The sequence below is a fragment of the Massilia sp. genome, from assembly GCF_031995545.1.
In the GTDB taxonomy this organism is placed as follows: Bacteria; Pseudomonadota; Gammaproteobacteria; order Burkholderiales; family Burkholderiaceae_D; genus Telluria.
In genome coordinates this window covers 52,264-66,369 of record NZ_DAMAGA010000030.1, presented here as the reverse complement: position 1 = coordinate 66,369, position 14,106 = coordinate 52,264, and the positions used below count along the sequence as shown (strand labels likewise).

10 protein-coding genes are annotated in these 14,106 nt (G+C 66.7%); 1 reads left to right on the top strand and 9 read right to left on the bottom strand.

Annotated elements, in window-relative coordinates:
• Positions 1–974 (bottom strand): glycoside hydrolase family 95 protein (locus tag RTQ83_RS18340; protein WP_312517561.1); only part of this gene is annotated, 974 nt, incomplete at its 3' end.
• Positions 971–3,157 (bottom strand): exo-alpha-sialidase, encoded by a 2,187-nt coding sequence (locus tag RTQ83_RS18335; protein ID WP_312517559.1) that lies wholly within the window; start codon positions 3,155–3,157, stop codon positions 971–973. The genes RTQ83_RS18335 and RTQ83_RS18340, both read right to left, overlap by 4 nt.
• 268 nt (positions 3,158–3,425) lie before the next feature.
• Between RTQ83_RS18335 and RTQ83_RS18330 the strand changes: the two genes are divergently transcribed.
• Positions 3,426–5,006 (top strand): aldehyde dehydrogenase (NADP(+)), encoded by a 1,581-nt coding sequence (locus tag RTQ83_RS18330; protein ID WP_312517557.1) that lies wholly within the window; start codon positions 3,426–3,428, stop codon positions 5,004–5,006.
• On the opposite strand, the gene RTQ83_RS18325 is transcribed toward RTQ83_RS18330, so the two are convergent.
• The 7 genes from RTQ83_RS18325 to RTQ83_RS18295 all read right to left on the bottom strand — a co-directional run bounded on the left by RTQ83_RS18325 (position 5,003) and on the right by RTQ83_RS18295 (position 14,101).
• Positions 5,003–6,481: a tyrosinase family protein gene (locus tag RTQ83_RS18325; protein ID WP_312517555.1), complete on the bottom strand. Its 1,479-nt coding sequence runs from the start codon at positions 6,479–6,481 to the stop codon at positions 5,003–5,005. The two genes, RTQ83_RS18330 and RTQ83_RS18325, sit on opposite strands and share 4 nt — an antisense overlap.
• 189 nt (positions 6,482–6,670) lie before the next feature.
• The gene (locus RTQ83_RS18320; protein ID WP_312517552.1) at positions 6,671–7,813 is read right to left on the bottom strand and encodes an ABC transporter permease subunit; all 1,143 of its coding nucleotides are present in this window, start codon (positions 7,811–7,813) and stop codon (positions 6,671–6,673) included.
• Between the two features lie 22 nt (positions 7,814–7,835).
• Positions 7,836–9,371 carry a D-xylose ABC transporter ATP-binding protein gene (gene xylG, locus RTQ83_RS18315; RefSeq protein WP_312517550.1) on the bottom strand — a complete coding sequence of 512 codons (1,536 nt, stop codon included), beginning with the start codon at positions 9,369–9,371 and terminating at the stop codon, positions 7,836–7,838.
• A gap of 137 nt (positions 9,372–9,508) precedes the next feature.
• Positions 9,509–10,474, bottom strand: coding sequence for a D-xylose ABC transporter substrate-binding protein (gene xylF, locus RTQ83_RS18310; protein WP_312517567.1), 966 nt, complete (start codon positions 10,472–10,474; stop codon positions 9,509–9,511).
• A 154-nt stretch (positions 10,475–10,628) separates the two neighbouring features.
• The gene (locus tag RTQ83_RS18305) at positions 10,629–12,410 is read right to left on the bottom strand and encodes an IlvD/Edd family dehydratase (RefSeq protein ID WP_312517547.1); all 1,782 of its coding nucleotides are present in this window, start codon (positions 12,408–12,410) and stop codon (positions 10,629–10,631) included.
• Positions 12,411–12,440: 30 nt separating this feature from the next.
• Positions 12,441–13,313, bottom strand: a complete 873-nt coding sequence (locus tag RTQ83_RS18300) for an SMP-30/gluconolactonase/LRE family protein (protein WP_312517545.1) — start codon at positions 13,311–13,313, stop codon at positions 12,441–12,443.
• Positions 13,310–14,101 (bottom strand): SDR family oxidoreductase, encoded by a 792-nt coding sequence (locus tag RTQ83_RS18295; RefSeq protein ID WP_312517542.1) that lies wholly within the window; start codon positions 14,099–14,101, stop codon positions 13,310–13,312. Before RTQ83_RS18295 ends, RTQ83_RS18300 begins: the two co-directional genes overlap by 4 nt.
• Between the last annotated feature and the right edge of the window lie 5 nt (positions 14,102–14,106).

The following is a 14,106-nucleotide window of genomic DNA, read 5'->3' as shown; positions in this document are numbered from 1 at the left end:
GAAACCAGCAGGTAGCGGCCGTACTGGAAGTACTGCGCTTCGAGTTCCGGGTCGTCGCCCTGCTTCGTATAGGCCAGCAGGCGCGCATCGGTCGGCAGCGCACGGCGCGCGGCCGGGGTGTCGCCCAGGTCCAGGTCGACGCGGCCGACCAGACTGGCGAAGTCCTTTTCGTGCTCGCTGCGCAGTTCGGCCACCTTGCGCGCGCCGGCCCGGTTCACCTGCTCGGTCACGCGCGCCAGCGGATGCTCGCCGTTGAAGCGGCGCGCCGCGTCCATGACGAAGCTGGTGCCGGCGCCCAGCACCAGGGTAACGCTGTCGGCGCCCTCGATCTTGATGCGCTTGCCGTCCACCGCCAGTTTGCCACCCTCGTTCAGCACCTGCAGCTGGCTGGCGTAGGTCATGACGTTGCTGCTCGGTGTCTGGTCCGGCAGAACAAAGCCGGCCAGCGTACCGCTTGCGTGAATGCGATTCTTGTCGACCGCGAGGTGCGCGCCGTGGCGATCGGTCAGCGCCACGCTGCCGGTGTACTGGCCGGGACGGCTCGCGCTCAGGCGCAACACGATCACCTGCGCCGGATAGCTGGCCCAGGCCTCGCGCTTGTAGGTCACGCCCTTGTGGGTATAGGTGACGGTGTGCACGCCGCGTGCCAGGTCGAGCGTACGGCGATAATTGGTGGCGCCGCTCTCGTGGCCTGGCAGTTCGACCAGCACGTCGCCGAACGGCTGGAACGCGCCCATGGTCTTGTCGTCGCCGGTCCATAGCGTGATGTCGTTGAACTGCAGGTGTTCGCGACCCGGCTGGCCGAACACCATGGCGCCGATGCGGCCGTTGCCGATCGGGAGCGCCTCTTTTTCCCAGCCCTGGTCGTTGTCCTGGGCCGGACGGTCATAACGCAGCACCAGTTCAGGCGCGGCGGCGGCGAGGTTGGCGGCCAGCAGTCCGGCCACCAGCACGATACGGGGAAGAAGAATCATTTGGCTGCAGGCCTTCCATAAACGATGCCGCGGCCGGCAGTACTCATGTACACGAAACCGAAGCGGTTCATGTCGCCGACGATGAAGTGGCCATCGCCCGGGCCGCCGTACTGGTGGGCGTCGTCGTTGATGCGCTGCCAGCTGGCGCCGGCGTCGAGCGAGCGGTAGATGCCGCGCACGCCGGCCACGCTGCCCCAGATGTACACGCTCGGGTAATCCTTGCCTTCGGCGGCCTTGCCGAAACCGACCGCGCCGCAGTAGCCGATGCCGGCCACCGGTTTGAAGGTGACGCCACCGTCGAGCGAGCGTTGCAGGCCGCCGTCCTTGAGCGGCGCCCACAGGTCGCCTTCGCGGCCCGGCGCCAGGCGGATCAGGCGCGAGCCGCCGGCCGGCAGCGCGGCGCGTGCGCTGAAGCTGGCGCCGCCGTCGCTGCTTGCCATCAGCGCCTTGTCGTCGTAGGCATAGAACACATTTGATTCAACCGGATCGGCGACGGCGCGCAGGTCGCGTCCGGCCAGGCCTTTGACTTGCACCCAGGTCGCGCCGCCATCCGCCGAACGGTACAGGGTCGACGAACCCTGTGGCGTGTGCACCAGGGTTGCGCCGTCGGCCGAGATGGCGACCCGTCCGCGCTTGCCCTGCAGCGCCGGCGTTTTGGTCCAGGTCTTGCCGCCATCGCTGGTCAGCAGCATGGCGTCGCCCACGCGCACCATCGTGCCCGGGCGCAGCGCCGCCGCGTCGAGGCCGGTGGTGGTGCCGATTTCGGGATGGTGGATGCGGCCGTGGCGCGCCGGATCGTCGTGCACGAAGCCGTCGTAGTCGCCGATCGCCGACACCACCGGTTGCCCGGCCATGCTGACGAAGCCGAGCGGCACGGTCTCTTCGAGTCCGGCCACGGTGAAGGTCCAGGTGGCGGGCGTGGCGTCGATGTTCGCAGTACGGAACACGCCATTGCCGGAGGTGACCCACACCGCACGCGTGTCGCTCGGATCGAATTCGACCGAACCGGCCCAGTGGATCGCATGGCCCTTCAGCCACGGCACGCCGGCGTCGTCGCGCCGAAAGCCGCGCGCGATCACATCGAGCCAGCTGGCGCCGCCGTCGTTCGAGATGAAGATGCGGTCGCCCTTGGCGTCGCCCTGCGGAATGAAGGTGTTGATGGTGGAGACCACCAGGCGCTTGGGATTGCGCGGATCGACACTGACACCGGCGAAGGGACGGGTCCAGCCTTTCGGGGTGACCTCGGTCCACGCGCCGCTGGCGACGTGGTATTTCCATACCTGGCCGCGATCGACCGGTTCGCTGCCGCTCTTGTTCGGATGCGGTCCGGCGCCGTCGGCATAGGTGATGACCAGGTTGCCGGCGCCATCCAGCGCGGCGCGCTGTGGCATCAGGCTGACAGGTGCGTGGGCGACCGGCGCGAAGCTGGCACCACCATCGTCGCTGCGGTACAGGTTCGGGCCGACGCTGCCGAAGCGCGAGACGCCGACGAACAGGCGCCGCGCCTGGCCTTTGTCGATGCTCGCCGGATCGGGCAGCACGATGTTCAGGCCGACGTCATTAGGCGTGGTGGTGACCGGCAGCGCGGCGTTGCGCTGCCAGGTCTGGCCGCCGTCGCCGCTCACGAACAGACCGTCGCGGCGCGAGCCGAGGTACAGCCGCTTGCTGGAGCCGGGATCGACCGCCAGCCGTTCGCCGTTCTGGCGTCCGAAGCCGTTGCCGTGGGTCTTGAATTGTTTGGTGACGTCGACGATGCTGAAGCTCTTGCCATAATCGGTCGAGCGCAGGATCGCGGTGCGGCCGCCGTTCAGGTAGGCGATGCCGGCCAGCAGCCAGACGTTGGCGGCGTTGTGCGGGTCGATCGCCAGCGCGTCGATGCCGAGAAAGCCGGTCTGGTCTTCGGCGACCCAGTCCAGCAGCGGCGTCCAGCGCCGCGCCTTGCCGTCCCAGCGATAGGCGCCGCCGACGTCGGTGCGGGCGTAGGCCACATTCGGCTCGCTGCGGCTGGGGATGACTGCGGTGACGAAGCCGCCGCCGCCGATGGCGACGCTGTCCCACTGGTACGGGACGCTGGCTGCCGGCGCCGGCTGGGCGACGGCCGTGGAGGCGACGCCGGCAACGGTCATGGCCAGGACAGCCGTGACCGCGCCCACGCCCGCCAGGCGGGTAATCGTGGTACGCATGTGTCTCCTGCTTTTATGTTTGTTATGTGCTTATTAATGACCTGCTGCAAACAATGCTAAACAATACAGACGTGACTGGCAAGCAAAATGTTCGCGCTAACAGAAAAAGTTAGATGTCACATTTCGCGTTCCGCAAGGGCATAGGCCTGTCAGAGTATTTACCCTGCGTCTTGGCGTGCGTTTTTTGATGATTGCGTATAACATCCATGGTCTCGGCAGGTGCGCACGGCGCCACCATCCGCACCATCACAACAAACAAGGAGATCCAATGAATATCAGCGGCGAAATGATCATCGGCCAGCGCATCGTGCGCGGCAGCGGCAAGGCCATCCGCGCTTACGATCCATCGCGCAAGACCGAGCTGGAGCCGGACTTCGGCACCGCCACGGCGGACGACCTGGCGCGCGCCTGCGAGCTGGCCGACGCCGCCGTCGAGCCCTACCGCGCCCTGCCGCTGGAACAGCGCGCCGTCTTCCTGGAGACGATCGCCCAGCGCATCATCGACCTGGGTCCGGCGCTGATCGAACGCGCGACCCAGGAAAGCGGCCTGCCGGTCGCGCGCCTGGAAGGCGAACGTGGACGCACCGTGAACCAGCTGCGCCTGTTCGCAAAAGTCGTCCGCGATGGCCACTTCCTGGAAGCGACCCTCGACTCCGCCCTGCCAGAACGCACCCCGCCGCGCCCGGACCTGCGCATGCGCAAGATCCCGGTCGGCGCGGTTGCCGTGTTCGGCGCCAGCAACTTCCCGTTGGCGTTCTCGGTTGCCGGAGGCGACACCGCCTCGGCACTGGCCGCCGGCTGCCCAGTGGTGGTCAAGGCCCACAACGCCCACCTCGGCACCTCCGAACTGGTGGCCAAGGCGGTGCTGAAGGCGGCCATGGATTGCGGCATGCCGGAAGGCGTGTTCTCGCTGATCATCGGCGAAGGCAACCAGATCGGATCGGACCTGGTCAGCCATCCGGCGATCCAGGCGGTCGGCTTCACCGGCTCGCGCGCCGGCGGCATCGCCCTCACCCGCATCGCCAACGCGCGCAAGGTACCGATCCCGGTGTTCGCCGAGATGAGCAGCATTAACCCGGTCTACCTGCTGCCGGGCGCACTGGCCGAAGGCGGCGCCAAACTGGCCGGCGCCTTCGTCGATTCGCTGACCATGGGCGTGGGCCAGTTCTGCACCAACCCGGGCCTGGTGATCGGCCTGGCCGGCGCCGGGTTCGACGCTTTCCGCGAAGCCGCGGCGGCAGCGCTGGGCCTGAAACCCGCCGGCACCATGCTCACCGCCGGCATCCACCAGGCGTATTCGAGCGCGATCGACAAGCGCGCCGGCATCGAAGGCCTGCAGCTGGTGGCACGCGGCAGCGCTGAAGGCTCGGGCTGCGCGGCGCAGGCGGCGCTGTACCAGTGCGACGCGGCGACCTTCCTGGCCAACCCGGACCTGGAAGAAGAGATCTTCGGACCGGTTTCCCTGATGATCGCCTGCCGCGACCAGGCCGAGATCCTGGCCGTGACGCGCCACCTGGAAGGCCAGCTGACCGCCACCGTGCACGCCACCGAGAGCGACCATGCGATCGCGGCCTCGCTGCTGCCGCTGCTCGAGCGCAAGGTCGGCCGCATCCTGTTCAACGGCTTCCCGACCGGCGTCGAGGTGTCGTACGCGATGGTGCACGGCGGCCCGTTCCCAGCCACGTCGGACCCGCGCAGCACCTCGGTCGGCGCCACCGCGATCGAACGCTTCCTGCGTCCGGTGTGCTACCAGGACGTGCCGGCCGGCCTGCTGCCGGAAGCGCTCAAGGACGGCAACCCGCTCAGCATCGTGCGCCTGGTGGACGGTGCGCTGACAGTCCCGGGCTAAGCGCCGCGCCCGCGGCTGCGGTACCAGAGCGCCGGCTTCGCCAACGCGGGTGCCGGCGCGGGTTGGGGATCGAACGTCAGGTCGAGGCGCGCCTCGGCCACGTCGATGGTCTTGCCTTTCGGCGGCCGGTCGCCATCGACGCGCACCCAGGACAGCGACAGCTCGGAAAAGTCGAAGCGCTTCTGCTGCGCCAGCACGCCGGTGACGTCGAACTCGATCGTGGCCGCGCCGTGGTGCGACGCCGCGGCGATCTGGAATGCGCCGAGCGTGCCGACAAAGTGCAGCGCGCGCGTGGTGCCCGAGTCGATCACGTTCGGCATGTTCAGGTAGAACGCATAGAAGAAACCTCCCTGGCCGGCGGCGGCGCTGACCGTCGCCCGGTCGATCACGACCTTGATGCTGCCCAGGCTTCCCAGCCGGCTGCCCTTGTCGATACTGCGCCGCGCGGCGACGATGCGCGCCGCTTCGGCCGCATCCTTTTTCTCCAGTTGCAGCGCAATCGATATCGATTGCTCGTCGAAGGTCGGCAGCAACACGCCGCTCACCACGCGCCGCGTCGCCGACAGCCGGCGCTTCGGCGCCGGCTTGAAGCTGCGCGACGGCGGACGCCGTATCGCCGTAAAACGCGTGGCGGGCGTGGTCCTGCCGGTATCGGTGCGGCTGGTCGATGGCGCCGGCGGCAGCGTGGTCGGCATCGTGGTGTCAGCGTAATCGGTGCCGATCCAGGTCGGGTCCAGCGTCTTGTAGCGTTCGATGCTCAGGTCGGCCGCATACACGTGATTGCCGCCCCAGTACGGGTCGCTGTTGGTGGGCGAGTACGGATTGTTCGAATACGGGATGCCCTTGCCGTCGGGGAGCGCCCAGGCATGCGTCAGGCGGTCGACGCTGGCGTGGTGCAGGTAGAAGATCGGGTCCAGCGGCGACTGCATCGTGGTCATCACGCCGCCGATCAGGTCATGGATCGGATTGTGGACGTCCTCGATCTTCGGCTCGAACGCGTTCAATGCGCCATGCTGGAAGTTGTACACGGTGGGCGCGAACGGGGCCAGGTCGAGCGCGCTGTGCACGTTGGCGCTCAGGCGCGGCACGTAGAGCGGATTGTTCGAGGCCGGATTGGTGAATTCGGCCGGCAGCGTCGCGTACGAGTAATAGTCCCAGTACGGGACATTCAGGTCGGGATTGCCCGAGACGATGCGCAGCTGCTGCTCGAAGTAGTACAGGTAGCCGCGGTGCCAGGCGATGAAGTACGGCGCGCCGTGCGGGCAATGGGTCTCGTGGACGTTGGCCCAGTAGGCCAGCGAGCTGCGGTCGGACGCGTTGGTATTGGCACGCATCGCCGCGAACGCCGCCAGGAACGACTGGTACTGGCTGGTGGTCTTGAACTGCTGCCATTCCTGGCGAATCCGGATCGCCGGATCTGCGTGCGCCAACTGCGGCAGCCATGGGGCGGCCGCCAAGCCTGATGCGGTTTTCAACAGCAGTCGCCTACGCGCGCCTTTGCTCGTCATTTTCTTGTCCTCGTCGTGAACACAGCAGTCGGTGTTCCCACGAGTCTAAGAAAAGCTTGCGCCACCCGAACAGCGACAAGCGAAGAGTTTGCTTTGAATCAAACCCGGCGTTCGCGCAAGCTCAACTGTACGTTGCGCGAACGGGACAATTCGCGATCAGCGGCTGCTGCTGCGGGTCGCGACGTCCAGCCACACCGCCAGCGTCAGGATCAGGCCCTTGACGATCATCTGCCAGTAAGCGTCGACGTCCAGCATCGACATGCCGTTGTCCAGGCTCGCCATCACCAGCGCCCCGACCAGCGCGCCGTGCACAGTGCCGGCGCCGCCGCGCATCGAGGTGCCGCCGATGAAGCAGGCCGCGATCACATCCAGTTCGGCCGACACGCCGGCCGACGGCGAACCGGCCGCCAGGCGCGCGGTGTTGATCAGGCCCGCCAGCGCGCACATCAGCCCCATCAAGCCGAAGATCCACAGCTTGACCGCCTTGACGTTGATGCCGGAAAGGCGCGTCGCTTCCATATTGCTGCCCACCGCGTAGATGCGGCGGCCGAACACGGTCTGGCGCGCGATGTAGCTGAACACGCCCAGCAGCACCAGGAGCACCAGCACCGGCAGCGGAATGCCTTCGTAGCTGTTGAAGGTGGTGATCAGGCCATACAGCACGATGCCGGCCACCGCCACGCGGAACACCGAGCGCCACACCGGCAGCACCGGCAGGTTATGGCGCGCCTGGCTGACGCGCTGGCGCCAGGCCAGCACGCCGGCCAGCACGAACAGTGCGATGCCGAGCGCCGCGCCGAAGACGGGTGGCAGGTAGGCCTGGCCCAGCTGCTCCATCCCTGGCGACACCGGGGCGATGGTGGCGCCGTCGGTCAGGCCCAGCACCACGCCGCGATACGCCAGCATGCCGCCCAGGCCGACAATGAACGAGGGGATGCCCGCATAGGCCGTCAGAAAGCCATTGATAAAGCCGAGCATCAGGCCGGCGCCCAGCACCACGGCGATCGACAGCGGCAGCGGCATGCCGTGGGTGACGTCGAGCACCGCCGCCAAGCCACCCAGGAGCCCGAGCAATGAGCCGATCGACAGGTCGATCTCGCCCGAGATGATGACGAACACCATGCCGCAGGCCAGGATGCCGGTGATCGACATCTGGCGCATCAGGTTCGACAGGTTACGCGCCGAGGTGAAGCCGCCATCGGTCTTGATGTTGAAGAACAGCCAGATCAGGGCCACCGCGATCAGCAGCGCCAGGATCTTGTAATCGGTGAAAAGGCGTTTCAGAGTAGTCGTATTCATTATCGTTGTTCGCGTTCTACGGTTATGCGGAAGGTCGGTGTTGTCCGAGCGCCGCCGCCAGCACGGTCTCCTGGGTCAGTCCCTGGTTGAGGAATTCGCCGCGCAGCCTGCCCTCGCCCATCACCAGCACGCGGTCCGACACGCCCAGCACTTCCGACAGTTCGGACGAGACCATGATGATCGAGATGCCCTGGGCCGCCAGTTCGAGCATCAGTTTATAGATCTCGAACTTGGCGCCGACGTCGACGCCGCGGGTCGGCTCGTCCAGGATCAGCACGCGCGGGCCGGTGAGCAGCATCTTGGCCAGCACCGCCTTCTGCTGGTTGCCGCCGGAGAGCGCGGTGATCGGCAGCGCCGGGGTGGCGGTCTTGAGTGCCAGGCGCCGGATCTGCTCATTGATCTCGCGGCCCTCTTCCCCTTCGTCGATGCGGGTCAGGTGCGAGTAGCGCCCCAGCACCGACAAGGTGATGTTTTCGCCTACCGACAGGTCGCGCACGATGCCGTGGTGCTTGCGGTCTTCCGGCACCAGCGCGAAGCCGTTGCCGATCGAGCGCAGCGGGTCGGACGTGTTCACGCGCTGTCCTTCTAGCCAGACTTCGCCGGTGTGCTTACCGGGATAGGAACCGAAGATCGCCGTCACCAGCTCGGTGCGTCCGGCGCCGACGATGCCGGCGATGCCGAGGATCTCGCCGCGGCGCAGCTGGAACGAGACGTCATCCACCTTTTTGCGCTGCGGCTGGTCCGGGTCCCAGCAGGTGATGTTGCGCGCTTCCATGACCACGTCGCCGATCTCGTGCGGCATCGATGGATACAGCTGATTGAGTTCGCGTCCGCACATCTGGGCGATGATGCGGTCCACGCTCATCTCGGGCATCGGGGTGGTGGCGATGTGCTTGCCGTCGCGGATCACGACGATGGTGTCGCAGATCGCGGCCACTTCTTCCAGCTTGTGCGAGATGTAGACGCAGGCCACGCCCTTGGCTTTCAGGTCGCGGATGATCTCGAGCAGCACCTCGATCTCGGACGCGGTAAGCGAGGCTGACGGCTCGTCCAGGATCAACAGGCGCGCGTTCTTGTTCAGGGCCTTGCCGATCTCGATCAGCTGCTGGTGCCCGCCGCCGTAGTTCTTCACCGGCAGCACCACGTTCACGTCGGGCAGCTTCAGTTCGCGCAGGATCTCTTCGGCGCGCCGGTTCATGGCGTGGTAGTCCAGGCGCCCGCCCGGCAGCGTGATCTCATTGCCGAGGAAGATGTTCTCGGCCACCGACAGTTCCGGCACCAGCATCAGTTCCTGGTGGATGATGATGATGCCAGCGTCCTCGGTCTCGCGCACCGAACGCGCGCGCAGCGGCTGGCCGTCGAATACGATCTCGCCATCCCAGCTGCCGTGCGGGTAGACCGCCGACAGCACTTTCATCAGCGTCGACTTGCCGGCGCCGTTCTCGCCGCACAGGCCGATGCATTCGCCGGGCCGGATGGCCAGGTCGATGCCGTCCAGCGCGGGCACCCCATTGAATCGCTTGGCGATTCCTTTCATTTCAAGCAGATAGCCGGACATTCAGGTACTCGCTGCAACGTATTGATATTTGCGTGGAAAATCCGGACGCGGCACGGGCCGCCGGTGGCGCGCTGCGCCTCCGGTACCCGTCTTGCATGCGTTGTCCGCGACCCGTTCGCACGGGCCTCATGGGGTGCTTATTTGCCGGCCAGCTGGGCCTGGGTATAGAACCCGTCCTTCACCAGCACGTCGACGTTCTGCTTGTTGAGCAGGACCGGTTTCAGGAGCACGGTGTTGACCTGCTTGAAGCCGTTGTTCAGCTGCGCGTTGAAGGCCGGCTTCTCGTTGCGCACCAGCTGCACCGACAGTTGGGCGGCGCTGGTGGCGATCTGCTTGAGCGGCTTGTAGACCGTCATGGCCTGGGTGCCGCCGATCACGCGGCGCACCGCAGCCAGGTCGGCGTCCTGGCCCGAGACCGGCACCTTGCCGGCCAGCTTTTGCGAGGCCAGCGCCTGGATCGCGCCGCCGGCGGTGGCGTCGTTGGACGCGACCACGGCGTCGATCTTGTTGCCGTTGGCGGTCAGCGCGTTCTCGACGATCGACATCGCCTCCGACGCGCTCCAGTCCTTGACCCACTGCTTGCCGACCACCTTGATGTCGCCCTTGTCGATCAGCGGCTGCAGCACTTTCAGCTGGCCTTCGCGCAGCATCTTGGCGTTGTTGTCGGTCGGCGCGCCGCCCAGCAAGTAGTAGCTGCCCTTCGGTTTCAAAGCCACGATCGACTGCGCCTGCAGTTCGCCCACCGCCTTGTTGTCGAACGAGATGTAGGCGTCGACATCGGCATTGAGGATCAGGCGGTCGTAGGAGACCACCTTGATCTTGGCCTTCTTGGCTTCGCGCACCGCGTTGTTCAGCACCGTGGCGTTGTACGGGACGATCACCAGCACGTCGACGCCGCGCGAGATCAGGTTCTCGATCTGGGCGATCTGGCGCTGCTCGCTGGCGTCGGCCGACTGCACGAACACCTTGGCGCCGAGTTTTTCGGCGGCCTGGGTGAAGTAGTCGCGGTCACGGGTCCAGCGCTCGAGGCGCAGGTCGTCGATCGAGAAACCGATCTTGGGATTCTTGGCATCGGCCACGGCGGCGCCGCTACCGAACAGCATGGCGCAACCGAGGCCGATGGCGGTGATGATCTTTTTCATGCGTTGTGTCTCCTTTATTGTCGGCTGCATGGCGTCTCTCATGCAGCCTGTATTGCTATTTTGCTCAAAAAATCGTGACAGCGCTACTGTTCAGTAGTAACAGTCGGTGGCCACCTCAGTGATTATGGCGCGGCACGTCGTCGCGCACACCGCGGTATGGCAAGGCCAGCTCCATGCAGGCGCCGGTGTGCAGCTGGCCGACGGTGGCGCGGTAGATCTCCTGCCACGGGGTCTGGCTGGCCGGGATCTCGGGCGGCCCGTCCTTCTTGCGCGCTTCCAGTTCGCCGTCCGCCAGGAGCACGTTGCAGCTGCCGGTGTTCAGGTCCACGCGCACCACGTCGCCGGTACGCAGGTAAGCCAGGTTGCCGCCGGCCGCGCTTTCGGGCGACGCGTTCAGGATCGACGGGCTGTCCGAGGTGCCGGACTGGCGGCCGTCACCCAGCGTCGGCAGCGCATTGATGCCGGCCTTGATCAGGTGATCCGGCGGCTGCATATTGACCACTTCGGCCGAACCGGGCCAGCCGACCGGACCCGAACCGCGGATCACCAGCATGGTGCGCTCGTCGATGTTCAGCGACGGGTCGTTGATGCGGTGGTGGTAGTCGTCGGAGCCGTCGAACACCACCACCTTGCATTCGAAGCAGTTCTCGGCGCCGGGCGTGGACAGGTAGCGTTCGCGGAAGGCTTGCGAGATGACGCTGGTCTTCATGATCGCGAAGTCGAACAGGTTGCCCTTCAGGACCAGGAAGCCGCCGTATTCCTTGAGCGGCTGGGCGAACGGGCGGATCATCTCGCGGTCGTCACTCTCGCGGCCGGCCAGGTTTTCGTTCATCCAGCGCCCGGTCACGGTCGGACGCTGCGAGAGCAGCAGGCCGGCCTGCTCCAGCTCCCACATCACGGCCGGCACGCCCCCGGCGCGGTGGAAGCGCTCGCCCAGGTATTTGCCGGCCGGCTGCATGTTCAGCAGCAGCGGCACCTTGAAGCCGTATTCCATCCAGTCTTCCGGCGTGATCTCGACGCCGGCGTGGCGCGCCATGGCCACGATGTGCGGCTGCGCGTTGCTCGAGCCGCCGATGGCGGCGTTGACCACGATCGCGTCGAGGAAGGCGTCGCGCGTCAGGATGGTCGACGGACGCAGGTCTTCGTGCGCCATTTCGACGATGCGCCGGCCGGTGTCATACGCCATCTGGCCTCGCTCGCGGTACGGCGCAGGAATCGCCGAGCAGCCGGTGAGCGACATGCCTAGCGCTTCGGCCACGGCATTCATGGTCGATGCGGTGCCCATGGTGTTGCAGTGGCCGGCCGAGGGTGCGGAAGCGGTGGCGATGTCGAGGAATTTCTGGTCGTCGATCAGGCCGGCCGCGTGCTTGCGCCGCGCGCGCCAGATCGCGGTGCCCGAGCCCACCAGTTCACCCTCGAACCAGCCGTCGAGCATCGGGCCGCCCGACAGCACGATCGACGGGATGTCCACGGTGGCCGCAGCCATCAGCTGGGCCGGGGTGGTCTTGTCGCAGCCGGTGGTCATCACCACCGCGTCGATCGGGTAGCCGTGCAGGATCTCGACCAGGCCCAGATAGGCCAGGTTGCGGTCGAGCGCCGCGGTCGGACGGCGGCAGTTTTCGAAGATCGGATGCAGCGGGAACTCCATCGGGATGCCGCCGGCGTCGCGGATGCCGTCGCGCACGCGCTTGGCCAGCTCCAGGTGGATGCGGTTGCACGGCGCGATGTCGCTGCCGCTCTGGGCGATGCCGATGATCGGTTTGCCGGACTGCAGTTCGGCCGGGGTGATCCCGTAGTTCATGAAGCGCTCGAGGTACAGCGCAGTCATGTCGATCCGTTCCGGATTGTCGAACCAGTCTTGGGAACGGAAGCGGCGCTTGACGATGGGGTTGCTCATGCTGATTCTCTTTAGATTCTCGTTACCTGACTACATGCGCAGCAGGTGCTGCGCCAGGCCGGGCGTCTCGCTGCGGAAGGTGAACAGGCCGCCGGCCAGTGGCTGCTCTTTCAACTGTTCTTCGCTCAGGCCCTTGCGCGCGGTGGTCACGTGCACGGTACGCAGGTCGGCGCCGCCGAAGGCGAGCTTGGTGATGTTGGAGCACGGGAAGCGCACTTCGCCGACCTTCTTGCCTTGCGGGTCGAATCGGTCGATGCGCCAGCCGCCGAAGGTCGCCACCCACAGGTGGCCTTCCGCATCCACCGCCATCCCGTCCGGGTGGCCGGGCGCGTCGAGCTCGATGAAGGTGCGCTTGCTTTCCAGCGCGCCGTTCGGCGTCAGGTGGAAGGCGTAGATGCGCTTGGCCAGGGTATCGGTGTGGTACAGCGTGCGTCCATCCGGGCTGAAGGCCGGGCCGTTGGTGATGATGTAGCCGGCGTCCATGCTGGCCACCTGGGCGCCGTCGAAGCGGTACAGGACGCCGGTTGCCGCTTCTTCGCCGTTGTCCATCGATCCGAACCACAGGCGGCCCTTGGCGTCGACGTGGCCGTCGTTGAAGCGGTTGCCGGGCAGGTCGGCTTCGACCTTGACCAGCGGCGCAAACTCGCCGGTGGCTTCGACGAAACGGTACAGGCCATCTTCGAGGCCGCACACCATGCCGCCGCCTTCTAGTGGCGCCACGAAGCCGACCTGGCTCGGCGCGTCCCAGCTGCGCTGGGCGCCGCCATCTTCATCGCAGCGGTGGATGCGGCGGCCCTTGATGTCGACGAACCAGACCTGCCGGCGCGCGGCGTCCCACAGGGCGCCCTCGCCCAGCGTGGCCTTCACGTCCCACAGGCAGCGCGGATCGGACGCCATGCTCATGCGCCGTACCAGCCGGCGTCGACGAAGTATTCGCGGCCGCTGCAGCGGCGCGCGTTGTCGGATGCCAGGAACAGCGTCAGCGCCGCCACGTCCTGCATCTCGACCCGCTCGCGCAGGCACTGGCCGGACAGGATGCGCGCTTCTTCTTCCGGCGTGTGCCACAGCGCCTGCTGGCGCGGGGTGCGCACCGCACCCGGGATCACCGCGTTGACGCGGATGTTGTCGGCGCCGAGGTCGCGCGCCATGCCGCGGCTCAGGCCTTCGATCGCGGCCTTCGCGGTCATGTACAGCGACAGCTGGCTCGAGGCCAGGTGCCAGGAAATCGAACCGAAGTTCAGGATCACGCCGCCGCCTTGCTTGCGCATCATGCGTACCGCCGCCTGGGCGCAGAAGAACTGGTGGCGCAGGTTGACGGCCATGCGGTTCTCGTAATACGCCGGGGTGACGTCGTCGATTTCGTGGCGGTCGTCGTTGGCGGCGTTGTTCAGCAGGACGTCGATGCCGCCCGCTTCCTGATCGATGGCGGCGAAGGCGGCGGCCAGCGCATTGAGGTCGGTCAGGTCGCAGCGGCGGTATTGCGGCGCGTGGGCCGAGCCGCTCAGGGCGTCGGCCAGCTTGTGCGAAGCTTCGTCGGCGATGTCGAGGAACCAGACCCGCGCGCCTTGGCCGGCGAATGCGGTCACCAGCTCGCTGCCGATGCCGGTGCCGCCGCCAGTGATGACCACGCGCTTGTCGCGCAGGTCGGGATAGGTCGCGTAGACCAGGGGTTGTACTGCTTGTTCTGCCATTGTGT